Origin of the sequence: Microcoleus sp. PH2017_08_TRC_O_A (genome assembly GCF_020738665.1) — a bacterium.
Lineage (GTDB): Bacteria > Cyanobacteriota > Cyanobacteriia > Cyanobacteriales > Microcoleaceae > Microcoleus.
Genome location: NZ_JAEQCE010000001.1, coordinates 51,651 through 76,918, shown reverse-complemented (window position 1 = coordinate 76,918; position 25,268 = coordinate 51,651). Strand labels below are relative to the sequence as shown.

Here is a 25,268-nt window from a genome sequence, read left to right as displayed (position 1 = left end):
GGAATGGGGAATTGAGCATTGGGCAATGGGCGAAGCGAAGCGGAGGGATTGGGCATTGCACCGAAAGTTTCGAGGGCGGGCACTCACAGGCGCCGCCCTACAACTCAAAACGATCGAGTTAGACAGCAGCAAAGAATACTTTCGACTTAACTGGATCGGGTGTCATGGTTTTGTCACCGGGCTGCCAGCCAGCGGGACAAACTTCATCGGGGTGAGACTGAACGTGTTGGATAGCTTGCAGAGTGCGGAGAGTTTCGTCTACGTTGCGGCCGAAGGCAAGGTTGTTGATAGTAGAGTGTTGGATGATGCCTTCTTTGTCGATGATGAACAGACCTCTGAGGGCAATACCTGCTTCTGGGTCGAGGACGTTGTAGTCGGAACTGATGGTTTTTTTGAGGTCAGCAACTAAAGGATAGTTGAGGTCGCCGACGCCGCCGGATTTGCGGTCTGATTGTATCCAAGCAAGGTGAGAGAATTCGCTGTCAACGGAGACGCCGAGGATTTCGGTATCGATTTTTTTGAAGTCCTCATGGCGATCGCTAAATGCTGTAATCTCTGTGGGGCACACAAAGGTGAAGTCCAAGGGGTAGAAGAACAGGACTACATACTTTTTGCCTTTATAGTCTGACAGTTTAACTGTCTTGAATTCCTGATCCACTACGGCTGTTGCTGCGAAATCGGGTGCAGCTTGACCAACCCGGAGGCATTCACTTGTCATAGATTTTGTTTCCTTTTTTACGAACTGTTACAAATATATCATACTCATAACGACTACAAGTATGTTCTCGGCAAGTCTAAAAAATCACGCTCTCAAAATAGAGAGCGTGATTTTTTCCATTAAATTATGGCTCAGGCGGGATTTGAACCTGCGACCTTGGGCTTATGAGTCCCCTGCGCTAACCACTGCGCCACTGAGCCAAACTTACTTCACGATTTACCATCGTAGCACGGTAGGTGGAAGTATGTCTGTATTCCCAACAACCGAATTTCTAATACCTTCCGATCTAAGTTATGAGTTTTGGTAATGATTCAAAACCCATAACTTGAGACCAGTCGTTATCGAGAAGCACTGGACGTATCGTTAGGCAGAAAAGCCATTGGATTGACAGCACCCTGTCCGGCGGGATGGATTTCAAAGTGCAAGTGCGGCCCGGTACTGAAGCCGGTGCTGCCCATTTCTGCAATCTGTTCGCCGCGATCGACCTGCTGACCCTTTTTAACCAAAATTCGGTTGTTGTGGGCGTAGATCGTTTCTGATCCGTCTGGATGGGTAATTTCCACCAGATAGCCGTACCCTCCGTCATTCCACTCTGCATAGGTAACCACCCCGCTGTCGGCGGCCACAATTGGCGTGCCGATCGGCCCTGCAATATCAATTCCCTTGTGCATCCGTCCCCAGCGCCAGCCGTAGCCAGAAGTGAGAACGCCCTTAGCCGGCCAAATCAATCCGTTAGCCGACTGCTGTTTGCCGCCGCCGTTAGGCAGATAAGTATCAGCGCCCGAAAGTGGAGGCAGTTCTGGAGAAACCATGCGTCCCAAAGACGGGTTGCTCAGGGGGTCATAACCCTCGGAACCCAAAGGAGCAGTTGCTACCACCGGCCGTTCTTGAGTAGAGGTAGGCGTTAGGTTGATCGGTTGCAGTTCGGCTGCACGAGCGGGATCGAAACGCTCTTGCTGCTGTTTCTGAACTTCCTGGGACCACCCTCTCGACGGCGGTCTGCCGATTTCATTCTGCACCGCTCCAGCGTATTCGGGGGTGTAGAGGTCGGGATTGACGCTTGGGAGTTCTTCAGACGGGTTGGAGGCGAGTTTCGCTTCTGGGCCCTCAGTTGGAGCCAGGGAAACCGCATTTGCCCCGATCGAATTGCGCTCGGCGCGATATTCCTCTCGCAGTCTGACAACTTCTGCTCTCAAGCGTTCGGAATAAGGGTTGAGAGCGGTAGCGGTGGGTAGATCCTCCGCATTCGACTCAATTACAGCGTTCGTGGGAGCGGGATTTAAACCCTGGGCGCTAACATTTTGCAAACCGAAAGGCTGCGGGTATGCAGCAGCGAGGTTGGTAGCAGTTGCACTTGCTGGCTGGGGCAGGGCGCTGGTGTCAACGGCACCTGTAAATGTTGGTTCGCCTTGAAGTTCCAGCTTTCTGTTGTCGCTAATGGTTTGAGAAACTTGAGTTAGCGGAATGCTGTTAATTTTGGGAACCATCGGCGCTGAAATATTGTTCAGACCTTCCAAGTTCGCCAAGGGAGAGACAACGGCCACTTTTGGGGCGGGTGCTGCAACGCCAGCACTGGTTATTTCCGAGGTAGACGAACTGGGGTTCAAAGATGCGGGAACCGAAGTCGCCGACCAGACAGATGTAGAGTTAGAGGCAGAATCAGATGCTGCCGCCTGCACCGCTGGATTATTTGACCGAACGTTGGGAATTTTCAGCCGTTGATTGACATTCAGCAAGTTGGGATTGCCCAGCTTGTTGATGGCGATCAGCTCTTTGGGCGATACCCGGTAATTAGAGGCGATCGCATCTAACGTATCTCCCGGGCGCACGTTGTAGAGCCCCTGGGCTGGCCCTGCGCTACTGCCTGCTGGGGACACTACCACAGCGGAGGGCAAACTAGGTGTTGCGAGAGACTGTTCAATGAACTCCAACGATCGATCGGGCGATGCTGCTTGACCCACCGAGGCATTGGGAATTACAGGTGTGGCCCTGAGGTCAGGAATTGCTGGCGAGGTGGCATATTCCGGGGATGCCAGCGTCGGTACAGCAGGTGTAGATGAATTTGGTCCCACCTCAGAGTCCAACAGGGGCCGACCTGATGCTGTAGTGCGGTTTTCCTGTTTTTTCAAACTGTCGATCGCCCCGTCTGCGTTCGGGCTGTCGATCGAGCTTTGTGTCGGTACAGTCGTCGCCATATCTGGCGCTTCCGTTGACTGACCGTACTGGGCTGCACTATCCAACGACTCGGAGCCAGTTAGATTTAATTTTTGTTCTGGATTGACTGTGGCAGTATTGCCAGGGTTCTCTTGTGGCGAGGCTTCTAGAGCCTCCGGAATTCTGAGTTCTTGGCCGACTTGGAGTGCGGTATCGGGTTTGATGCCGTTGGCAGTTGCTAGTGCCTTCGGTTCAATTTCATAGTCCCGAGACAGATCCCAAAGGGTTTGTCCCTGCTGAACCTTAACCCCTGCCTGTTCGGCTGAGGAGCCGTCAACTTGTCCGGTGGTAGCGGGCCCGTTGGTCGATACAGGCTTTAATTCAACGGTCGATTCTGCTGTCGGTGTGAGTTCAGACGCGCGAGCGCTGTCTCCGTTTCTCGGCAGCAGGATGCCAGAAGCACCTACCGATATTGCCAGCCCGATCGTGGCGAGAGAGCGAAAGGAGCCTGTGCTGAGCGTTGTCTGCTTGGACGGTTCCGCAGAACCGTCTCTGTCGATTTCACTAGCCTGAACAGGCTTATTTTTTTGGGGATATGTTCGTTTCAAAAAAACGACCTCCTACTGAGAAGCGCTAACTGTCCTTGGAAACACTCAAGGGATTGCATGATGCTGAATTTAAATCAACAACCAAAAATATTCTGATTGTTGAAAGCGATCGTGCTTAGGCAAGATTACCTTGCTTTTTTAATTTAGACAAGCTCGAACCGTAATAATTTTTTAAATTCTCGGTCAAACCCGCTGCAATTACACCCCACAAGCCTTACACCGCAATAGTTGGAACGAATACATAAAATATCCGTTCCCGCACAGGCTAAGACTCTCACCTATTGTCCGACTCTATGCTAATTTCCGGACAACCTACAACCGTATATTCACTAGATATCAATAGCCTTCAGGCACAATCAGGCGATCCCTGGCGCCTTAAATCGCTGAAATCCTCTGTTTTTGTGGCTACATCCTCGCAGCGACTAATTTGGTATTACTGATAACAATCTGTTTTTGGATGAATAAAATATATTAATCTCCGCTATCTAGATTTTCACCGCTTTGATACAAATTTCTTATATTTAAAGCGAAAGTTGGTTGTACCCGACAGCTATTAAATATCTATATATGTATGTATCTGTCGATCGCGATTTATCCGAGTTCGCCCAACTGTCGTTTAGCCTCAAATAAACCTACAGCGGCGCTGACAGAGAGATTCAAACTCCTGACTCCAGGCTGGCTCATGGGAATAAAAACTGTGGCATCGCAGGCATCCAAGACCAATTTAGGAATGCCGACAGTTTCTGAGCCAAACATCAACCAGTCGCTGGGCTGAAATTGGAATTGGGTATAACTGCATCGTCCACCAGTGCTGAATCCGATCGTTCGCCCTCCTCGCTCCTGCTGAAATATCTCAAAAGCAGCTAAGTCTTCGTGACAGTGGAGATTGACATAGGGCCAATAATCTAAGCCGGCCCTTTTCAGGTAGCGATCGCTAATTTCAAACCCCAGCGGGCCGACTAAATGTAATGTCGTGCCTGTGGCAGCGCAAGTGCGGGCGATATTGCCAGTATTCGGGGGAATTTGCGGGTGAATCAAGACAAGTTGGGGCATGAAGCTTTAAACAGTTGACAGTTGACAGTTGACCTGGGACAGTTGACAGCCCCCATCGCCCCAAGGATAGCAATGGTTTCAGCGATTAAACACGTCTTGGCAGTTGCTATCAAAGCAAAAAATACAGCTATTGGCACATTTAGAAATCTACCCAAAGGTAGATACTATTCATAGCTTTTATTTATAACAGGTGCCGGCTGCCATTGATTAAATATTCTGATTTGTTTTGCACTGCTACTGTTCAAGCGACTAACTGGCCGCACAAATTGTCTTCCAGCTCCCATTCCTGGTGAGCCATGCCATCAATCCCTTGCAGAATAATCGTGCGCGCATCCAAACCGCCCTCATACAGTTTCAACCACTGTTGGGCGGTGTTGCCTTCCCGGAGAATCTTTTTGAGCGGCGAGAGAAAGCAACTAAAGCCACGTTTTTTGGCGATCGGCCAGACTTCCTGGTAAATTTCCTCAATCCAATCTCGCGCCAAAATCTTTCTGCCGTCTTGCCAGTGAGTGAGTTCGGCATCCAAACTTTGCCGGGATGCAGCAATTTCGTTGGCGTCGGTGAGGGCAACTAAGTCTTGATTGCGGGTGGCGGCCGGTAAGGTGCTGAGTGCTAAGGGGTCTAAGCCGGGGTCTTCCATCATCTGCCAAATACGAGCTTCTAGCAAGGCAGTGATGGCCAACAAAGCCAGAGGATTGACTTCAAGATCGCAAATTCTCAATTCGAGGCGGTTGAGACAGTAGGGGCGACGATCGCCATTTGGCCGCACAGCAGACCACAAATGGCGGACGTTTTGCATACTGCCGAGTTCTAGCTGTTCTTCAGTCCACTGGATGTAATGCTTGTGACTTTCAAACAGGGGGACGATCGCGGGAGTTTTGGGAAACAAACCCCACCGGGTAGAATGATAGCCCGTGACTTCGCCGTCGAGGAACGGGGAAGAAGCGCTCAATGCCAAGTATAGCGGTGCTTCGACGCGGGCGAGGCGGATGGCGCGCATCAGCATTTCTGGTTCGGAGATGCCGATGTTGATGTGAATGCTGGCAGTGACGACTTTGGTGCCGTAGGTTTGCTCGATGTAGGTGTGATAGGGGTTGTTGGGATCCGATCGGTAAAATCGATCGCTCCCACCGAGAGATAGCGTACTTCCCGGGAGCAAGGTATAGTCGCCCAACTGTTTGAGATACTCGCGCAGCCGGACTCGCGGCTTGACTAGGGCGCACAGCAGGCGATCGTAGCTGCACAGCGGGGCCGTCGTGTACTCCACATTGCGACTATCAGGCTCCCGCACAAATCCCTCTAGATCGGCGACTATGCGATCGGAGAGACCGACAACCTCACCTTCGGGCGTGCCGGTATACATTTCTACTTCAAAGCCTTTTGATAGCAGCACGTTTGTTCCTCAGCTAAGTTGAGTGCTAATTTCTAGTATCCCAAAAATTGAGCTGTTCGTACTATCTGCCACAAGGCAGAGTTAAAATTTTTGGAGGCTGGGACTGAAACCGGGTATTTGGGCGCCAGCTTTGTTTGAGCGTTTGTGTGTTAGTTGCGGCACCCAAAGCGGCAAATGCTGGCACCGCCAAGAGTTTCCGAGGCGGTTTTCGGGTGTCAAAGGCTGTTTGTGCGATCGCCTTTGTGTTTGATGCGGCATTCGGGGCGCGATCGTACTTATCGTAAACAGAACCCACCCTTACCACAGACAGAAGTGAGAAAGCACTGCATTCTTCCCTCTTCGCTGTTCCTTCTTCCCTCTTCTTTCTGTCACAGGTCAACTATCAACTGTCAACTATTTCAAGATAACTTTATTCATCCGAGACTCAAGCAAAATCCGCTTAACCTCAATCCGGTAGTCGTATTTTTTGCACTGTGAGTAGGCGCGAGAGCGACAGGAATTTTAGGAATATTTCTGGCTATTCCGTTAGCGGGAGTGATAGTTAGCTGGTTTGAAATTGAACAAACGCAAGCGTAAGGCCAATTGATAAAGCCGTCCCATTTTAGAGAAAGTCAGGCTGAACAACCGGTTTTAAACTGCAAACTAGAAGTCCGATGCTCCAAAAACTATCCTGGGCGCAACGCGAAACTAAAAGTAAAGAGAAAAAGCAACCTAGGGTTTACGCGGAGCATACACTTTACTGCGTAGAGTCAATTCATAAATTGCAAGTCAGTAGGAAATCTTGCTTCTTCTGGTTGGGGATCGTAAATGTAATCGCAGTCAAAGCGCATAGCTTGAGAGTGGCGGCTGATCGAAAATCCGCAGTGAGTCACCATTTCTGTAGTAAAAGTAGCCATGACTAACTCGATAAGTTTTGTGTAAGAAATGTTAGGCTGTTGAACGTAATAAGCGCGTCTAGCAAAAAAGATTCTCTCATCTTTCGGTACAATTATGGCATTAATTTTGTGTGCGTGTTGAATTGGCTTGATATAGCTTTCAATAAACTGCGACTGATTTTTTTGAAGTCTGGCTAATCTTTCGTGTTGCAACCAACTCATTTGAAACACAATTTTAATAAATTCAAAACCCAAAATGTAGTTAAAAACATTATTCCGTTCTTCTGTACTCAATACGAAACGCAGTGCAGATTCTAAATATTGGTCTGTTTCCCGGAGCGCTTGTTGAGATGAGTGGATATAAAATTGTTTGATGTAGCTTCTTAAATCAGATTCGTTTAATTCTTTTTTGACTCGGAATCTGATTAAATACTCTTTAACTCGGTGTAGAGTATCTACATCTTCAAACATTTTTGAGACTAAGCCGTCGGCTGTGTACTCATCTAAAAATTTGGCTTGAAAATCGGGAGTAGATGCACACAATATGTAGGAGAGGGACAAAACGTAGCGTCGCTGGTTCCAAGGCAAGCTTTCTGCCCACTCCTTAACTTCTACAGGGAGTTTTTCCAGCACGGTATCTGTGTGGGGACGTTGAGAAAGGTCGGCATATTTATATTTTTGTTTAATCATTGCCTGAAACCTTGTATTAGTTAATTGACCGGGTAATATATGGCAGGTAAGTACAGTAAAGTAGAGGCCGGCAGTTACCACTTATGTAATTTTTTTATATACCTCTAAGGATACAGGATTTAGCGGGTAAAGGCGGTGATCTGTCTCACATTTTTGCGGACTTACTATCACAACTATGAACTTTATATATCACATTTTTGGGCCGCGAGTGTCACAGGAAATAATTATTCACGTCACTGGGATAACGGTGGGTTTGGTTGATGATGTAATCAGGGTGATTTATAACTTTTTGTTAATCCGGATTACTGAGGAAAATCATGAACTCGACTACAAGTATTTTACCTAAAAATCAGTGCCGATACTTAAGTTTTGGCCAGATCCTCGTTCAACCAGTGCGACACTGGTTTGATAGCATTGCAGTGGGCGATCGGCAAATAGCTAAGTGGTTGTGCCAAGTTATACCCGCACGGTGTCCTTTTGAGAGAAATATCCAGTTATTCGGACACCATTTTTTCCACATACCCCCGATGTGCAAGCTAAATCCTGTATATGAAGAATTAGTGGGGTTGCGTTTTCGCTCGCTGTCGTTTTTGGCTGATGTATCCGGGGAAGATGTAACGCCGTACTGCTGATTGAGGGGTTTCATACCTCGATCGCCGATCGATCGACCGTAGTGCATCTAGATTGTCTATGATAGTCGATGGAGAGGGGGAGAGACCTATAACAGCTTCGCTCTTCGGGTAAACAGGGGGAGAGCATTTGAGGCGTTTTAATTAGGCATTGAAATATACAATTTAAATGCTGTAGAGCTTATCAATTATTTATGGGTGCAGCACTATGCCAATTGTTCGATCGCCAATTTAGACCACAATCGTTAATATCAGTGGATGCTTTGGATGCTTTTAAATTACAGCGGGCTTCCATCATTACGGTCAAGTCAACAATAATATCAAACCGTAGCAGCGAAAACAACAGATATAACAATAATTTAACAAATTACTTTGCCTAATGGAAGTGAATATGTTTAACGCAACAGAACTGCTAATTAACGATTTTGTAAATCGGCTAATTGAAGGCTACCGGCACACCTACGGTGGCTTCAAATCTGACTATGGCGAAATTATTGCTTGGGTAGCCGATATGGCTTTGGAAAATATTGCTAATAGCGATGCTCTTTACCACAATGTGGAACACACTATTTTAGTGACATTGGTGGGACAAGAGATTCTGCGCGGGAAGCACATCCGCGAGGGCGGTGTTTCCTGCGAACATTGGCTGCATTTCCACATTGCTTTGCTGTGTCACGATATCGGGTATGTCAAGGGTGTTTGTCGGCAAGATAGAACAGATTTAGGAGTGTATGCGACGGGAATAGGTGACACGAATTTAACGCTACCGAGAGGGGCGACTGATGCGAGTTTGACCCCTTATCATGTCGATCGGGGAAAGATGTTTGTTGAGGAACGCTTTGGGGGTCACAGACTGATTGATGCCAACCTGGTTAAGCAGAATATTGAGTTAACTCGTTTCCCGGTTCCTCGGGATGAAGACTATCAAGATACTGTGAATTATCCGGGTTTGGTGCGGGCGGCGGATTTAATTGGTCAGTTGAGCGATCCGCGATATTTGCAAAAGGTGACTGCGCTGTTTTATGAATTTGAGGAGACTGGTCAAAATCAGGTGTTGAAGTATTGCAATCCGGCGGATTTGCGGGAGGGGTATCCTAAGTTTTATTGGAATGTGGTTTATCGGTATGTCAAGGATGCGATCGGCTATTTAGAATTGACGCAACAGGGGAAACAAATTGTTGCTAATCTGAACGCAAATGTGTTTCGGGTGGAGCATTCTGAGGCGGGAGTTGAGGAGGTGGCTTCTGTTAGTTAGGCTTGGAGTTGACTTGGGGCGGGCGCTCTGGTTGCTGATCCGAGCGAAAGGGCGATCGTCCTATTTAATGTTAAGCTTGTGAACTGTGCTCGATTGGGCGATCGCCATATAGTAAAATATAGCTATACCCACAGCCGCCAGCAAATTTTAAAATATTTTGATTGTCATTGCTCGATAGATTGACTCGTTCAATTCTTAAGAAATAGAGAAAAATCACCATGAGATTCATTAACCCCAAAACCGATTTCGCCTTCAAAAAAATATTCGGTGGCAAGGAAAGCAAACCAATATTGATCAGCTTTCTCAATGCCCTAATTTACAAAGGCCATCCCACCATCACCGATTTAGAAATTATCGATCCGTATTTACCATCAAGAGTCTCATATCTTAAAGAGTCTTACCTGGATGTCAAAGCAAAGCTTGCATTAGGTCAAACTGTAATTATCGAAATGCAAGTTTTAAATGTGGCATCTTTTGCGAAGCGGGTGATTTATAATGCTGCAAAAACTTACTCTACTCAACTGATTCGCGGTGAAGGTTACTTTAACTTAAAACCTGTAATTGCTTTGACCATTACAGATTTTGAAATGTTTGAAAACGACCGAGAAGTAATTTCTCACTTTGTGTTCAAGGAGAAAAAGCGTTTATTTGAGTATCCAGATCCAGGAATGGAAATGATATTTATTGAATTGCCGAAATTCAACAAACAATTGGATCAGTTGGAAACTTTGACTGACAAGTGGGTTTATTTTATGAAAAATGCCCCCAGTTTGGAAGTAGTACCGTCAACAATGGAAAATGTCTCGGAAATACAACAAGCTTTTGCGATTGCTAATGAAACTAACTTGAATCCTGAAGAGTTGAAAGATTTAGAAGATCGCGAGAGGTATATTATGGATCAGCAGGGAATCTTGCGAAAGGGAATTCAAGAAGGCAGAGAAGAAGGACTCGCACAAGGGCGAGAAGAAGGCAGAGAAGAAGGCAGAGAAGAAGGACTCGCGCTAGGAATGAGAGAAAAGGCTCTGGAAATTGCTAGGCAACTTCTCAATGTGCTTGACAATCAAACTATTAGTCAAACTACTGGTTTGAGTGTAGAAGATATCGAAAATTTGCGGGAGGAATAGGAAGGAAGGACTGAAGTCCTCACTACAAACTACATCAAATTGGTTTGTAGTGAGGACTTCAGTCCTCATCCAACGAGAGAGGACTGAAGTCATCACTATGAACCTATAGACGACTCTGCCATCTGTCTAGAGGAAGATTTTATTAAACGAGTAAATTACGTATTATGCTGTAAAAGTCAGGCAGAGGGAAAAGCTATCTCCGACTCTCACTCCCAATAGCTGACCAATCTTACAGTATAAAAAATAAATCTCATGACACCAGTCACTCCCAATCAAACTTCATCTCAATACGAAACTACCCAATCTGAAGAAAAAATTGACTCTCTGGTAGAAGAAGTTAAGCCAGAAACCGAACTCGATTTAGAATTCCTGTACACCAGAGATATTGAATTCCGCCAAGAAACAATTTATTTCATTGTAGTCGATCGCTTCCACGACGGCGACTCCGCAAATAATGCAGGCCCAAACCCAGAACTTTACGATCCAGAAGGCAAAGATTGGGGCAAATATTGGGGCGGCGACTTGCAGGGAGTTATCGACAAACTCGACTACTTAAAAGATATGGGTGTTACAGCAGTTTGGCTGACTCCGCTTTTTGAGCAAGTAGAAGCATTATTTGTCGAACAAGCTGCGATTCACGGCTACTGGACAAAAGATTTTAAACGACTAAATCCCCGATTTATTGCTAAAGGTGATAATCCTTCTGTCAACCAAACACAAGAAACTAAAGATACCGTATTTGACAAATTAGTAGACGAGTTGCACCAGCGAAAAATGAAACTTGTACTCGATATTGTCTGCAATCACAGCAACCCAGATTTTAGTGGAAAAAAAGGGGAGCTTTACGATGATGGTGTCAAAATAGCTGACTTTAACGATGACAAAGATAACTGGTATCACCATTATGGAGAAGTCCAAAATTGGGAAGATGAATGGCAAGTTCAAAACTGCGAACTGTCTGGCTTGGCTACTTTCAATGAAAACAATATTGCCTATCGCAGTTACATTAAGTCAGCAATTAAACAGTGGCTAGATAGAGGTGTTGATGCTTTGCGGGTTGATACAGTTAAGCATATGCCGATCTGGTTTTGGCAAGAGTTTACTGCGGATATTTTGACACATAGACCTGATGTTTTCATCTTTGGGGAATGGATTTACAGCGATCCTAGAAATGACCTTTCTGTGGAATTTGTCAATGAGTCGGGGATGACTATTTTAGATTTTGGGCTGTGCGTGGCAATTCGAGAAGTATTGGGACAGGGTGCGGAAGCCGGATTTCAGTTAATTCAGGATGTGCTGAATTTGGATCACCGCTATTACGGGGCGACGGAGTTGATTACTTTTATTGACAACCACGATATGCCGCGGTTTCAGTCGTTGAATGCCGATCGACAAATGCTCCGGTTGGCGATAAATTTAATCATGACAAGTCGTGGCATTCCGTGCCTTTATTACGGCACTGAACAGTACCTGCACGATGATACAGAAGGGGGAAATGACCCTTACAACCGCCCGATGATGGAAAAGTGGGATACTGATTCGCCGATTTACCGCGATGTGCGGTTGCTGTCTGGGTTGCGGCGGCTGAATCCTGCTATTTCGATGGGGAGTCAGTGGCAAAAATATCTAACTGCTGATGTTTATTGTTACGTCCGCCGCTATCGCGATTCTGTGGTGTTTGTGGCGATGAATCGGGGCGATTCTGTGACTGTTGAAGCGGTTGATACGGAGTTGCCGGATGGAGAGCATACGGAGGTTTTATCGCGCCGCAAGTTTGAAGTTAAAGACGGGATGCTGTATAATTTGGAGTTGGGCGATCGCGAAGTAATGATTTTTAGCCGCGTGGGAGAGCGAGTTAAGGGGAAAACTATTGTGCGGGCTCAGCTTAACAGTGTTAAAAGTCAGCCTGGGGAAAGAATTGTGGTGGTTGGAGATTGTCCTGAATTGGGGAATTGGGATATTAGTAAGGCTTACCCGCTGGAGTATATCAATACTAATACTTGGTTTGGGGAAATTCCTTTTAATGAAAGTGCGGGGAAGTTGATTTCTTATAAGTATGCGCTGCTGCGGGAAGGAAGGTCGCCGCTGCGAGAAAATTTGGTTTGTCGGCGCTGGGTTTTGGCTTCGGAAGGGACTGTGAAATGGCGCGATAAGTGGGTTTCGGGACGGGAGTCTTGACAGTTGACAGTTGACAGTTGACAGTTGACAGTTGACAGTTTGGAAATTTTAACAATATCAATGCAACCGGAAACGATAGATTATTGATTGTTGACTGTTGGGAAATTTGAATAATACCCATGCAACCGGAAACGATATGAGTAGGGTGCGCCGAAGAGCATCTGATCGCCATAAGTAGTGCGTCAAATTAATTTTTGCGCCTAGGGCTGACACCCGGGCGCCAATCTTGTAAGAGTCAAAAATAGTCACAGGGGTCGATCGCTCGATTCCAATGACTTAAGCTTTTATGCTGAAGTTAGCTGAAGCATTTATGTTTAACCTGATGTATATTTCTCCAGAGCAAGACCAAAAAATTCGCTACATCATCCGAGAGTGCGGTCAAGAAGCCCACAAGCTTGCAGCGGAACCTTTTGAAGTTTCCGAGAAAGGCCCAGATGACTACGTGACGAGTATCGATCGCTACTTAGACGGAAAACTATCAGCAGCATTTAGCGCTTTGTTTCCTGAAGATGGCAGGATCACGGAGGAAAACACGTCCTCCAGAGCAGCTTACCAGGCAAATTACCAGCGCCTCTGGTGCATCGATCCCCTCGACGGGACGGAGGGATTTATTCAGGGAAAACAGCACTACGCTGTGATGGTGGGGCTGCTGTTGGAGGGGGAACCGGTGGCCGGCTGGATCTACGCCCCGGCTTTTGACCAAATGTATTTTGGCGGTAAAGATTGGGGATTGTTCCAAACTGTGGGAACCTCTTCGCCGCAGCCGATCGGCCTTTGCAAACCCCCCGCTCCGACACCGTTCAATTGTAAAATTATTCTCGGCGACAGAGACCAGAAAAACTATGCCGGGGCGATCGCCCAAAGCATCCCAGGAGTAGAATTTTACTCGCTGGGAAGCTTTGGCTTAAAAGTTATGGAAATCATACAAGGTCGAGCCGGTTTGTACCTGTATTTCAACGGTAGAGTTAAAGTGTGGGATACCGCCGGCCCTCTGGCCCTAGCAAAGGCAGCCGGATTGGTCTGTTGCGACTTGCAAGGTCAACCGCTGAGGTGGACGGCAGACGCCATAGAGCCGGAGTCTCTGGCCCACACGCAGTCGATCGCGATCGGCTGGCCGGATTATATAGAAGCTCTGTTGGGGAAAGTTCAACAGGCAGTGGGACGCCTGTAAACCCGTTTAAGATTGAAAAATCTGCCCATAATTTTAGGTGAAGCGGGCCCCTGTACCCTGATTGGAGAATTGGGTTTTAAACCCCATAGTTCTAGGACAGCTTTGCATTAAAATTGAAATGTCTACAGGCTCAAGACACGTTGAAACAGCTACGGTGAGAGCGCACCTAGACAGCTAGAGGGGCAATGGTTGACTCCAACCCTGAAGGCATACAAGCATTTGACTTGTGAGGAAAACAAAAAGTCAACCTAGGGCATTGGGAGACTTAAAACGAACGTGGAGACTGAGTGAGACTTGCTTCTTGCAAGCATTAGTCTGTGAAGCGTTAAGGAATCCTCTCTCATTCAGGAAGAGGAGGTATGTCAAAGGAGCTATGAGACGAAGTAAGTTTCGCCTGTGTCTGAGATTTGCGTCTCGTTCGCTTTGTGTCAATCTTATGTAGCAGCAACAGATTGTTTGTTTTCTCAAACAGCGATCGTTCCCTAGCTATTGGGTGTCGCCTAATCTAATTTCCCACCTCCGCGAGTTTGCATGAAGACAGAAGCTTTCAGTGAGCTGTTCCCTCTATTTAAGGGTGCTAACCCAGAAACCTTGGGAGGGCTGCTATCCAATGCCGTTAAGCATGAGTATCCCCCAGGCCGAGCTGTGGTGATGGAGGATTCTTGGGGTAACGCAATTTATTTTGTTGTGTCGGGCTGGGTCAAAGTCCGCCGCCTGTCAAACGATCGAGCTGTATCAATGGCTATTTTAGGACGGGGAGCTTTCTTCGGCGAAATGGCCATTCTTGATGAATCTCCCCGATCGAATGACGTACTTGCTCTATCGCCCGTGCGGCTGATCAGTGTCACGGCTCAGCGATTTATCCAAACCCTGTTTAAAGATCCGCAATTGCATCACCGGATGCTGCAACTGATGGTGCGGCGCCTGCGCCAAACCAATCTCCGCTCTCAACTCCAGAACCGCCAGCCAGCGGTTAAACTAGCAAATACTTTAGTTGAGCTGGGAGAAAACTACGGTCAGAAAACTGCTGAGGGCAGAGATATCTTCAATATCCCTTATGAAGATTTAGCTGACGTGACAGGTATCGCCCTAGATGAAACCAGCAAAATTATGGAAAAACTAGATAGTAAAGGCTGGATCAAAATCGATCCAGAGCACCAAACTATCCATTTGATCAACCTCAAGCACTTGATGAATTTGGCAAGTCAATGACCGATGTCACTTATGAGGATACCTCGTCCGCTGCCGATCGCGCGATCGGACAACTAACAGCACCGACCATTCACTATTCGGTGGCGATGCCCAATCCTGAATCCCACCTGTTTGAAGTGACTTTGCGCGTGCAGGGTTGGTCGGAGCCGGTGCTGGATTTAAAAATGCCTGTCTGGACTCCCGGTTCTTACTTGGTTCGAGAGTACGCCCGCCACCTGCAAGATTTTCGATCGCTAGGAGGCGATCGAGCTTTACTTTGGCGCAAGATTAGCAAAAATCACTGGCAAATCGAGACAAATTCAGTGTCAGATGTCACGGTTTGCTACCGGATTTTTGCCAACGAACTGACAGTACGAACCAATCATTTAGACTCGACTCACGGTTATTTTAATCCAGCGGCTCTGTGCTTTTTCTTGCCCGGTTTTGAGCGCAACTGCTATACGGTGACAGTGGTGCCACCGCAGCCGGAATGGCGCACAGTTACTACTTTGCCGCCTGTTTCTGGGGAAGATTTTACTTTCGCTGCTGCGGATTTTGACACCCTTGTCGATAGTCCTTTTGAGATTGGCTGTCACGAGTCCTACGATTTTGAAGTGATGGGAAAACCCCATCAGCTTGTAGTTTGGGGACAAGGCAATTTAGAACCAGAACGGGCAATTCAAGATATCAAGAAAGTCATTGAGGTAGAAGCAGAAATGTTCGGCGGTTTGCCTTACGACCGCTATGTGTTTTTGTTGCATTTGTCTGGCTCTGGTTTTGGCGGATTGGAACACAAGGATAGTTGCACTCTTAACTATTCGCGTTTTGGTTTTCGGAACAAGGACAAGTACGAACGGTTCATTCAATTGGTGGCTCACGAGTTTTTTCACCTCTGGAATGTCAAGCGCATTCGACCGAAAGCTCTCGAAATATTTGACTACGAACAAGAGAATTATACTCCTTCTTTATGGTTCTCTGAAGGCACGACCAGTTATTACGATTTGCTAATTCCTTTTCGAGCGGGTCTCTATGGCGTGAAAGGTTATTTCCAAAATCTTGCCAAAGAAATCACTCGCTTGCAGACGACTCCGGGGCGGAACGTGCAGCCTGCGAGCGAGTCGAGTTGGGATGCTTGGATTAAACTTTATCGGAGGGATGCTAATAGCGATAATTCGCAGATTTCCTATTATTTGAAAGGGGAATTAGTTTCGTTTCTGCTGGATTTGTTGATTCGAGCTAAACACGGCAACGCGCGATCGCTCGACGATGTGATGCGTTTGATGTGGCAGCAGTTTGGCGGTTGTTCTCCTGAAAATGAAGATTTTGACCAGAAGTCGGGAACAGAGGCAAAGCCTGCGTATCTGACATCAAATGGTAAGTTAAATGCTCGCTCGCGGACGGCAGAAATAGGCTTTACTCCCGAAGAGTTGCAAAGTGCGATCGAGTCTGTAGCCGGCATGGATTTGAGTGACTTTTTTGCGCGCTATGTAGACGGCACAGAAGAGTTGCCTTATAACGAATATCTGGAACCTTTCGGGCTACAAATTTGGGTAGATGAAAGCGAGCAAACGCCTCGGATGGGTTGGACGTTGGGAGCGGAAAACGGGCGGCAAATGGTTAAATTTGTCGAAGCAGGATCTCCGGCACAATTGGCCGGAATTGACGCTGGAGACGAGTTGCTGGCGATCGCAGGTTTTCGAGTAAATGCCGAACAAGTGGCAGAGAGGCTGAAAGACTATCAGCCGGGGGACACGGTAGAAGTGACAGTTTTTCATCAAGACGAACTGCGGACTTGTTCTGTTACTCTCGCCCAGCCGCGCCCCGGCCGTTATTCGATCGTACCAGTCGATCGGCCAAGCACTATTCAGAAACAAAACTTTACTGGATGGCTGGGTGTTCCTCTGTCGAATTTGTGACATCATTGTTAGTAGTTAGTTGTTATTTGTTACTTGTTACTTGTTGGTTGTTATTTGTTAGTTTTAATAACCAATAAGATTGTGTCCGGTTAATTACCTATCATAAATTTTGTACTGAGAGCGCTCGTCCTCACTGCAAAACTATAGGCCAATCGGGAAGGACTCAAGTCCTTACTAAAAAAGACTTTTATGATGGTTGTCTCACCGGATATGACATAAAAAATCAGCAATAACCAGTAACAAATAACTCATAACAAATAACCCATTAGCAATCACCAATTTTAATTATGCAAACCCCACCTCCTCCATCAATTACGCCTCGCCAGATGAACCTGCTGCGAATCGTTTCCTCTATGGCCTGGGCTGATGGCGAACTCGCAACAGAAGAAGTTAATTTAATGCTCGATCGCTTTTGCCGTTTGTTTGCCGCAGATGACGACGCCCAACAAATGCAACAGGAACTGCGGGATTACATCATGCAAAATATTCCCCTTGATGAGCTGATTCACCAACTAGAAACTCAAGAGGAAAAAGAATTAGTCTTGCAACTCGGCTATGAAGTGATTGCATCTAGTTCTCGCACTCCCGACGAACCAAACATTAACTCTGACGAAGCCGCAGCTTATCAAAAATTAGTGCAGTTGCTGAATCTTCCAGAAGATGCTGTCAAGCGTATTGAAGCAGAAGCATCATCGGCGACACATACTTCGGAGGGAATTATAGAGAAGATAGCTCACAAATTAGAACAGTTCATCAAACGCTAGTTTGTGACTGGCGCGCGGCTGATTCCTGGTTGATTCCTGTATTTCTAGTTACTAAACCTGAAATTTTTAAGAGCAACCGGGAATAATTCGCCATAGGTAAGTCTTTTTTACTTAATACTTTTGGACTGGGTAATATAGCCCTTCTCAGATAGGTGAGGTACGTTGTTGGGCTTCAGCCCTCTTCGTTTGGGCTTCAGCCCTCTTCGTTTAAGCGGTTATATAAGCAGTCAGTCATACCTCATCTTTCTGATAAATGCTATACAATTTTTCCCAAATAATGTAACCTAACAATTGTTGTGCAAGAGTGTTAGGGAAAGTTGTTGATTCTCCCGGATGTGTAAGATCAAATCCGGCTGTACCAGAATGATTAAACCGCAGAGGGCGCAGAGGACACAGAGGGAGAAAATAGAGAGAGGTACTCATGGGTATAGGGCATAGGGCATAGGGCATAGGGCATAGGGCATAGGGCATAGGGCATAGGGCATAGGGCATACCTCACTTTTTTTGAGAAAGGCCATATCATCTTCGGGTAAAGATCGATCTTATGATTGTTGAGAATATTCTCAAGTAAGTGACTAATAACTAATAACCAATAACCAATAACTAATAACTAATAACTAATAAGCAATAACCAATAACTAATAACTAATAACTAATGACTAATAACTCTTTAAAATTATTGTTCCTATCAACTTCTGTAGGTCAACTCGGTTCTGGGTTGGGCGGCGGAGTCGAACTTACAGTCTTGAATATTGCTAAAGAATTGCAGCGCCGAGGTCATAAAATAACAGTTGTAGCGCCGGCAGGTTCAGTCTTAGAATCAATTCCAGTCATCGAAATCGCGGGGGATTTGCAAGTAACTGCCCAAACACAAGATTACCACGATCCGATTGTGATGCCTGCCGATTCTGTGCTGGCAAATATGTGGGAATACGCTCGCCAAGTTCAGGATGATTGGGATCTGATTGTTAATTTTGCCTACGATTGGTTGCCTTTTTATTTGACGCCATTTTTTAACACTCCGATCGCACATTTTATCAGTATGGGCTCCATGTCGCGATCGTTCGATCGCATCGCCGGACAAATCGCCACCAAATTTCCCGGTACGCTGGGAGTTTGCACCCTTACCCAAGCCCAAACCTTTGCCTTTGCTAGCGAGTGCGAGTTGGTGGGAAACGGCGGCATCGATTTATCGCTGTACGACTTTTGCAGCCAACCGGAACCAAAATTAGCTTGGCTAGGCCGCATCGCCCCGGAAAAAGGCTTAGAAGATGCTGTGGCGGCTGCAAAAATTACAGGCATTCCCCTAAAAATTATGGGCAAAATGCAAGATGAGGATTATTGGCACAAAATTTGTACAGATTACCCGGATGCTCCGGTAGAATATTTAGGGTTTCTGACAACAACCAAAATGCAAGAACAAGTCCGCCAGTGCCGAGCATTGTTGATGACGCCGCGCTGGGTGGAAGCTTTCGGAAATGTGGCGATCGAGGCTTTAGCGTGCGGTGTGCCTGTGATTGCTTACGAGCGCGGGGGGCCGGCGGAAATTGTGCGAGACGGGCTGACGGGCTTTTTAGTGGAACCTGATAGTGTAAATGGCTTGGTAAGTGCGATCGACCGTTTAGACAAAATTGACCGCAGTGCTTGCCGGCGACAAGCAGAGGTAGAATACAATTTAGGAGCCGCGGGCGATCTTTTTGAACGCTGGTTCAAGTCTATTGTAAAATTGAGTTAAATAAACTCTTAATTGACCACAACAAAAGACCACAAAAATAACTATGGCAACTGAACGTTTAGTGCTTTTATCGAGCAGAGAAATCGAAAAAATGCGTCAAGCTGGCAGCTTAGCAGCTCAGCTTCTTCTGCATCTCGAACCAATGATTAAACCGGGTGTCAGCACTCTGGCAATTAACGACGAAGCGGAACGCTGGACTTTAGCCCACGGTGCAAAAAGTGCTCCGTTAGGTTATAAAGGATTTCCGAAATCTCTGTGTGCTAGTGTCAATGAAGTTGTCTGTCACGGCATCCCGAATGCAAAACAAATTCTCAGAAAAGGTGACATTATTAACATTGATGTAACGCCTTTAGTTGATGGCTATCACGGCGATACTTCTAAAACTTTTTTTGTTGGGGAACCTTCACCTGTAGCTAAAAGGTTAGTTGAAGTAACTGAGGAATGTCTCAGAAGAGGAATTGCGGAAGTTAAGCCTGGTGCTCGTACCGGTGATATCGGTGCGGCGATTCAAGAATATGCTGAAGCGCAGGGTTTTTCGGTGGTGCGAAATTTTGCGGGACACGGCGTGCATCGCGTTTTTCACACTGAACCGGAAATTTTGCATTACGGTAAGCGGGGGACGGGAAAGAAGCTCAGACAAGGTATGGTTTTTACGATCGAGCCGATGATTAATGAGGGTACTTGGGATGTGGAAATTTTGGCGGATGGTTGGACTGCTATCACTAAGGATAAAAAGCTTTCGGCTCAGTTTGAACACACTCTGGCTGTGACTGATTCTGGGGTGGAAATTCTGACTTTGCCGTAGGTATGAAAGGTGGAATTCCGCCGAATCGAATTCGGAATTAGGTACGTAGTTGCGCTTCAGCGCTCTTAGTATTATATACGGAAAGAGCAATCCTAAATCATTTTCAAGCTCGGGAAATTATCAAATCCTTGCTATAAAATGAGTTTAGCAAGACGAGAGGTAGTCGTACCTTGAAACTTAGATAGGATGCAACTACGTACCTTTGAGCGCTGAAGCGCAACTACGTACCTTTGAGCGCTGAAGCGCAACTACGTACCTTTGAGCGCTGAAGCGCAACTACGTACCTTAATAGATAATTATTAATATGAAATGGCTGCAACCGGGAGATTTGCTGCGGGCGATCGCACCTAGCGGCGCGCTGCGAGAATTGACTAATTTTGAACGCGGTTTGGAAATTTGGAAATCCCGCGGCTATCGAGTTGAATTAACACCGGGTTTTGCCGATCGCGCTGGCTACTTGGCCGGTTCCGACGAAAACCGCGCCCGACAGCTCGCAGATGCCCTCAGTGACCCGGATTGTCGCGGTATTCTGTGTGTTCGAGGCGGTTTCGGTAGCACTCGACTTTTGGAAAAAGGTAAGGTGGGCGATCGCACGAATTCCGGGTTTCCGACTCCCGATTCCCATGGGCCGAAATGGTTGATCGGCTTTTCCGATATTACGGCTTTGCTGTGGAATGACGACAAATTGGGGATTTGGGGGGTTCACGGGCCGCTGCTGACAACTTTGGGCGCGGAACCGGATTGGTCGGTCGATCGACTTTTTGACTGCGTAGAAGGCCGTCCGTTACAATCTTTGCAAGGTAAAGGATGGGCTGGTGGAAAGGCTTCGGGGCGGTTGTTTCCGGCGAATCTGACGGTGGCTACTCATTTGCTCTCCACCCCTTATCAACCGGATTTGACTGGTACTATTCTCGCATTTGAGGATGTTTCGGAGGCTCCTTACAGGGTCGATCGGATGTTGACTCAGTGGCGGATGGCGGGGGCTTTTGCGGGGGTGCGGGGGATTGCTTTGGGACGGTTTAGTCGCTGCGAGGTTGGCCCGGATAGTCCTAGTTTTACTATAGAAGAGGTTTTGCGCGATCGGCTCTTTGACTTAAATATTCCCATTGTCTCGGATTTACCGTTTGGCCATGAAGGGGTTAACGCTGCTTTACCGATGGGAATTGAGGCGAGTCTCGATGCTGAATCGGGATTGCTGATTTGTGGGGATACATCGCAACTTTAGATGCGGCATCAACGTCTGTAAGTTGGTAGGGTGCGTCAGGGAGAAATTATTAGTCTGTGATTAAAACACTCAGCCCTGACGCACCGTACAGTTGGTAGTCAGTTGGTAGAGTGCGTCAGGGAGAAATTATTAGTTGGTAGGGTGCGTCAGGGGAAAAATAATTAGTCTGTGATTAAAACACTCAGCCCTGACGCACCCTACGATAATTCCTAAATAGTCCAGTTGGGTGAGGTTAACACGGTTGGCATAAATTAGATTTAAAATAGAGTGTGTATGCAAATGTCGGCGCCAACAAGGCAAAAAGATTTTAAAACTTTTGAGAGGTTGATATGAAAGCACACAACTTGTTAAACAGTATTGCTGCCGCAGTCCTAGTTACCGGATTGGCACTTACGGCGATTCCGTCAAGTGCGGTTGCCGAATCGATACAAAATAACGATCGCATAGATGGAGTAATCCGCCGCACTTCCCCGATTTACCGTTTCCGAAATATGTGGACGCCCGGAACTCCGACGGAAGAATTGCGCGGTCAAGAATATACTTTCACTGCGCGGGAAGGCGATAACATTCAAGTGTTTTTAGATACGGATAGAAGTCGCGGTTTTACTCCCGTTATGGTACTATTTTACGGGAACAACAAGCAAGTCGCTTTTACCCAAGACCGTTCTTTTAATTATGTGATTCCCCGCAGTGGCGATTACAAGCTTTTGGTGTTAGCGAAAGATGCTGCGAGGGGCGGTAGCTACACGGTGGAAGTTGCGGGAATTGATGGCGGCGACAGACGTGCTAGTAATAATAGATGGGATGACAGAAGCGACAGGGGCCGTAACAGCAGCAGCTACGATGGAGAACGGATTTTGCGTGATGATTTTGGCTTAAACCCGATCGACTGTCGCCTCAGACGTACTATGGTAAGAGTAAGATTTGACGATACCGGGAGAGACGGGACTTATTGCGCTGTACCGACTAGGGCTGTTCCGGCGGGCGATTATTATTACAATGCGCGGACTAGAGATTTAGATTCGGCGAGGGCGGATGATGGTAGATTCGATCGATCTAATGATAATAGCAGGTTCGATCGTCCCGAGCAATGTCGCGTATCTGTAGGCGGAGTGTGTGTGACTAGGTAAGCCCGAAAAAATCATCTTTTCCGAGGAATTGTAAGGGCGGGTTCACCCTGATTTGTAACTCAAATCAACAATATCTATAAACCCGCCCCAACCCAACTAGGTAAGCCCGAAAAAATCATCTTTTCCGAGGAATTGTAGGGGCGGGTTCACCCTGATTTGTAACTCAAATCGACAATATCTATAAACCCGCCCTAACTTGGAGTGATGGGTGGGGGCGGGTTTTTGAGTCCGTCGATTTCATTGTAGATTTGGGTGAACCCGCCCCTACAAATCTTGGTATTTTAGATGTAATTTTGTATTCCTGAATCAGTTGCTGGTTACCAGCTAAAATTTGTGAGGCAATTAATTCAGTTCCAAAAATAATGGATACTATTGATATTTAAGGCTTCCGTTTTCATTGTATTCAAGTTCATGATACTTGCCACCTAAACCTAAATCATGTAAGCACCTCTGGTAGTTTTTGGGGTCCATATCAAAAGCATTAGTCTGATTCAATCTTGCCCATTCAGCTACTTTTAGCTGGCTAGTTACCCCTGAAGCATCAACTACAGTTTTGACAATCCAATCAAACATCTTTATTTACTCTTTAAGTTCGTATAATTTAATTATATTCCTATTGATTTTTTTGGGTCAAGTTTCCATTCAATTATTTTCCCCAGCGAGTGGGGAGATTTGCAAGGGTTCCCAAAATTATCCGTCAAAACTCCTTCAACCCCGCAGAAAAACTCGCTGAAACCCTTGCCCAGCAATGCTGCGAGGGTTAGAACGAAACAGCGTATTTTCAGCCATTTTCCCGACCCCTCGCAAACTACCACAGTTCGATCGCAAATCAAGCTCTACCAATTAATGAATTAATTCAGTCCAGAAAACAGAAGCGCTGAAAAAATAGATGCGGAGATTGCTTTCATAAGAGATCGCTTCGCTAACGTTCCTCGCAATGACAGATAGTGCCTCGCAATGATAGATAGTAGGGAATTTACCCATCAAACCCAAAGAAACCGGGTTTTTTTGCGAATCTGCCGACTGCGACGAAGAATTATCGCCAAAAACCCGGTTTCTGAGCCCCGCGTCAGTCCGAATACACATACAGACATCAGACAATAGCTGCTGCGGGCCGATCGCCGAATTTTCGATCGAAAAGGACGATCGCACAGTGGTAAGCTACCAAAGACATTAAAAGATCTAAATTCGAGAAAAGTTAAGATGTCATCATTAAATGAAGTTCCCTTGCTGTTGCGGGCAGCCCGCGGCGAAACCCTAGACCGCCCGCCCGTGTGGATGATGCGCCAAGCCGGTCGCTACATGAAAGCCTATCGAGATTTGCGAGAAAAGTATCCCTCCTTTCGCGAACGTTCTGAAATTCCCGAAGTTGCGATCGAAGTTTCCCTTCAGCCGTGGCGCGCGTTTCAACCCGACGGCGTAATTTTATTTTCCGATATCGTCACCCCAATGCCCGGTTTGGGCATCGACATGGACATCGCCGAAGGTAAAGGCCCGATTATCCACGCACCCATCCGCACTCAGCAGCAAATCGACAACCTGCAACCGCTGAACCCGGAAGAAAGTTTGCCTTTTATCAAAACTATCCTCAAATCCCTGCGCGCGGAAGTCGGTAACAAATCCACCGTGCTCGGTTTTGTCGGCGCGCCCTGGACTTTAGCAGCCTACGCCGTTGAGGGCAAAGGTTCCAAGGATTATGCCGTCATCAAAAACATGGCATTTTCCGATCCAACTTTACTGCATCAGTTGCTGTCAAAATTCGCCGATGCGATCGCAGTTTACGTGCGCTATCAAATCGACTGCGGCGCCCAAGTAGTGCAAATGTTCGATTCCTGGGCCGGCCAACTGTCCCCGCAGGATTACGACACCTTCGCTCTACCATACCAAAAACAAGTATTCGAGCAAGTCAAAAAAACCCATCCCGACACACCGCTAATCCTATTAGTCACAGGTAGCGGTGGCCTTCTCGAACGCATGGCTACATCCGGCGCAGATATCGTCAGCGTCGATTGGACGGTTGATATGGCCGACGCGCGCAAGCGTTTGGGCCCCAACATGAACGTTCAGGGAAATCTCGATCCCGGCGTATTGTTTGGTTCTCAACCGTTTATTCGCGATCGAATTCTTGATACAATTCGCAAAGCGGGCGATCGCGGACACATCCTCAATTTAGGACACGGCGTATTGCCGGGAACCCCCGAAGATAACGTGCGTTTCTTCTTTGAAACCGCCAAACAAGCCGACAAATTGCTCGCAGTTACCGCTTAAATTTGACAGGAATTCAAACCCCAAAAACCTCATTCTCCAAAATCCGTAGGGGCGGGTTCACCAACAACCTTAAAAGTTGCAAACAGGTGAAATAAACCCGCCCCCACTACTTAAATTTGACAGGAATTCAAACCCCAAAAACCCGTAGGGGCGGGTTCACCAACAACCTTAAAAGTTGCAAACAGGCTAAATAAACCCGCCCCCACCCCACCGAAAATCCCTGTTAACTACTGGTAACGAATAGAACCCGGAGATCCCCCTAACCCCCCTTAAGAAGGGGGGGACAAGAGCATTCAAAACCTCGGTTTTTAAGACGGGACAAGTATTCTCAAAGTCCCCCTTATTAAGGGGGATTTAGGGGGATCAAACCTCAACTGTCACCCAAA

General features: G+C 46.8%; 21 protein-coding genes and 1 tRNA gene. 13 read left to right on the top strand and 9 right to left on the bottom strand.

Translation table 11 applies throughout. The features are described 5' to 3' along the window. Positions 1 to 118: 118 nt before the first annotated feature. The 7 genes from JGK22_RS00305 to JGK22_RS00275 form a co-directional block, all read right to left on the bottom strand. Positions 119 to 718, bottom strand: a complete 600-nt coding sequence (locus JGK22_RS00305; protein ID WP_293176580.1) for a peroxiredoxin — start codon at positions 716 to 718, stop codon at positions 119 to 121. Positions 719 to 845: 127 nt separating this feature from the next. Then, a tRNA-Met gene (locus JGK22_RS00300) sits at positions 846 to 918 on the bottom strand. A 138-nt stretch (positions 919 to 1,056) separates the two neighbouring features. Then, complete coding sequence (locus tag JGK22_RS00295; RefSeq protein WP_293198191.1) at positions 1,057 to 3,480, bottom strand: peptidoglycan DD-metalloendopeptidase family protein; 2,424 nt, start codon at positions 3,478 to 3,480, stop codon at positions 1,057 to 1,059. A gap of 591 nt (positions 3,481 to 4,071) precedes the next feature. Next, complete coding sequence (locus JGK22_RS00290; protein ID WP_293145927.1) at positions 4,072 to 4,533, bottom strand: tRNA (cytidine(34)-2'-O)-methyltransferase; 462 nt, start codon at positions 4,531 to 4,533, stop codon at positions 4,072 to 4,074. Positions 4,534 to 4,774: 241 nt separating this feature from the next. Beyond that, positions 4,775 to 5,926: a glutamate--cysteine ligase gene (gshA, locus tag JGK22_RS00285; RefSeq protein WP_293176576.1), complete on the bottom strand. Its 1,152-nt coding sequence runs from the start codon at positions 5,924 to 5,926 to the stop codon at positions 4,775 to 4,777. 61 nt (positions 5,927 to 5,987) lie between these two features. Beyond that, the gene (locus tag JGK22_RS00280; RefSeq protein ID WP_293176574.1) at positions 5,988 to 6,305 is read right to left on the bottom strand and encodes a hypothetical protein; all 318 of its coding nucleotides are present in this window, start codon (positions 6,303 to 6,305) and stop codon (positions 5,988 to 5,990) included. 370 nt (positions 6,306 to 6,675) lie between these two features. Then, positions 6,676 to 7,491 (bottom strand): cobyrinic acid a,c-diamide synthase, encoded by an 816-nt coding sequence (locus tag JGK22_RS00275; RefSeq protein ID WP_293176572.1) that lies wholly within the window; start codon positions 7,489 to 7,491, stop codon positions 6,676 to 6,678. A 317-nt stretch (positions 7,492 to 7,808) separates the two neighbouring features. On the opposite strand from JGK22_RS00275, the gene JGK22_RS00270 reads away from it, so the two are divergent. The 12 genes from JGK22_RS00270 to JGK22_RS00215 all read left to right on the top strand — a co-directional run bounded on the left by JGK22_RS00270 (position 7,809) and on the right by JGK22_RS00215 (position 22,614). Further along, a complete protein-coding gene (locus JGK22_RS00270) occupies positions 7,809 to 8,123 on the top strand; it encodes a Mo-dependent nitrogenase C-terminal domain-containing protein (protein ID WP_293176570.1) in 315 nt (104 codons plus the stop codon). Between the two features lie 388 nt (positions 8,124 to 8,511). Further along, complete coding sequence (locus JGK22_RS00265) at positions 8,512 to 9,375, top strand: Npun_R2479 family HD domain-containing metalloprotein (protein ID WP_293198187.1); 864 nt, start codon at positions 8,512 to 8,514, stop codon at positions 9,373 to 9,375. A gap of 218 nt (positions 9,376 to 9,593) precedes the next feature. Further along, positions 9,594 to 10,499: an Rpn family recombination-promoting nuclease/putative transposase gene (locus tag JGK22_RS00260; RefSeq protein WP_293189215.1), complete on the top strand. Its 906-nt coding sequence runs from the start codon at positions 9,594 to 9,596 to the stop codon at positions 10,497 to 10,499. Between the two features lie 252 nt (positions 10,500 to 10,751). Next, a complete protein-coding gene (locus JGK22_RS00255) occupies positions 10,752 to 12,677 on the top strand; it encodes an alpha-amylase family glycosyl hydrolase (RefSeq protein WP_293176564.1) in 1,926 nt (641 codons plus the stop codon). 286 nt (positions 12,678 to 12,963) lie between these two features. Next, complete coding sequence (locus JGK22_RS00250) at positions 12,964 to 13,848, top strand: inositol monophosphatase family protein (RefSeq protein ID WP_293205124.1); 885 nt, start codon at positions 12,964 to 12,966, stop codon at positions 13,846 to 13,848. Between the two features lie 531 nt (positions 13,849 to 14,379). Continuing rightward, entirely contained in the window at positions 14,380 to 15,060 is a 681-nt protein-coding gene (locus JGK22_RS00245) for a Crp/Fnr family transcriptional regulator (protein WP_293145897.1), read from the top strand. Then, entirely contained in the window at positions 15,057 to 16,955 is a 1,899-nt protein-coding gene (locus JGK22_RS00240) for a M61 family metallopeptidase (RefSeq protein ID WP_293176560.1), read from the top strand. The genes JGK22_RS00245 and JGK22_RS00240 overlap by 4 nt, the downstream gene beginning before the upstream one ends. Before the next feature lie 287 nt (positions 16,956 to 17,242). After that, positions 17,243 to 17,719: a TerB family tellurite resistance protein gene (locus JGK22_RS00235; RefSeq protein ID WP_293176558.1), complete on the top strand. Its 477-nt coding sequence runs from the start codon at positions 17,243 to 17,245 to the stop codon at positions 17,717 to 17,719. 655 nt (positions 17,720 to 18,374) lie between these two features. Continuing rightward, entirely contained in the window at positions 18,375 to 19,454 is a 1,080-nt protein-coding gene (locus JGK22_RS00230) for a glycosyltransferase family 4 protein (RefSeq protein WP_293176556.1), read from the top strand. A 43-nt stretch (positions 19,455 to 19,497) separates the two neighbouring features. Next, the gene (gene map, locus JGK22_RS00225) at positions 19,498 to 20,259 is read left to right on the top strand and encodes a type I methionyl aminopeptidase (RefSeq protein ID WP_293176554.1); all 762 of its coding nucleotides are present in this window, start codon (positions 19,498 to 19,500) and stop codon (positions 20,257 to 20,259) included. 295 nt (positions 20,260 to 20,554) lie between these two features. Next, entirely contained in the window at positions 20,555 to 21,484 is a 930-nt protein-coding gene (locus JGK22_RS00220) for an LD-carboxypeptidase (RefSeq protein WP_293205161.1), read from the top strand. A gap of 329 nt (positions 21,485 to 21,813) precedes the next feature. Further along, entirely contained in the window at positions 21,814 to 22,614 is an 801-nt protein-coding gene (locus tag JGK22_RS00215) for a hypothetical protein (RefSeq protein WP_293217992.1), read from the top strand. A 369-nt stretch (positions 22,615 to 22,983) separates the two neighbouring features. Here the strand turns inward: JGK22_RS00215 and JGK22_RS00210 are convergent, their stop codons facing one another. Together JGK22_RS00210 and JGK22_RS00205 are read right to left on the bottom strand one after the other, a co-directional pair. Next, positions 22,984 to 23,187: a hypothetical protein gene (locus JGK22_RS00210; protein WP_293185475.1), complete on the bottom strand. Its 204-nt coding sequence runs from the start codon at positions 23,185 to 23,187 to the stop codon at positions 22,984 to 22,986. A 270-nt stretch (positions 23,188 to 23,457) separates the two neighbouring features. Then, on the bottom strand, positions 23,458 to 23,766 hold the full coding sequence (locus JGK22_RS00205; protein ID WP_293185476.1) for a hypothetical protein: 309 nt from the start codon (positions 23,764 to 23,766) through the stop codon (positions 23,458 to 23,460). A 51-nt stretch (positions 23,767 to 23,817) separates the two neighbouring features. Here JGK22_RS00205 and hemE point away from each other — a divergent pair, with 51 nt between their 5' ends. Beyond that, on the top strand, positions 23,818 to 24,882 hold the full coding sequence (gene hemE / locus JGK22_RS00200; protein WP_293189225.1) for a uroporphyrinogen decarboxylase: 1,065 nt from the start codon (positions 23,818 to 23,820) through the stop codon (positions 24,880 to 24,882). Positions 24,883 to 25,268: the final 386 nt, after the last annotated feature.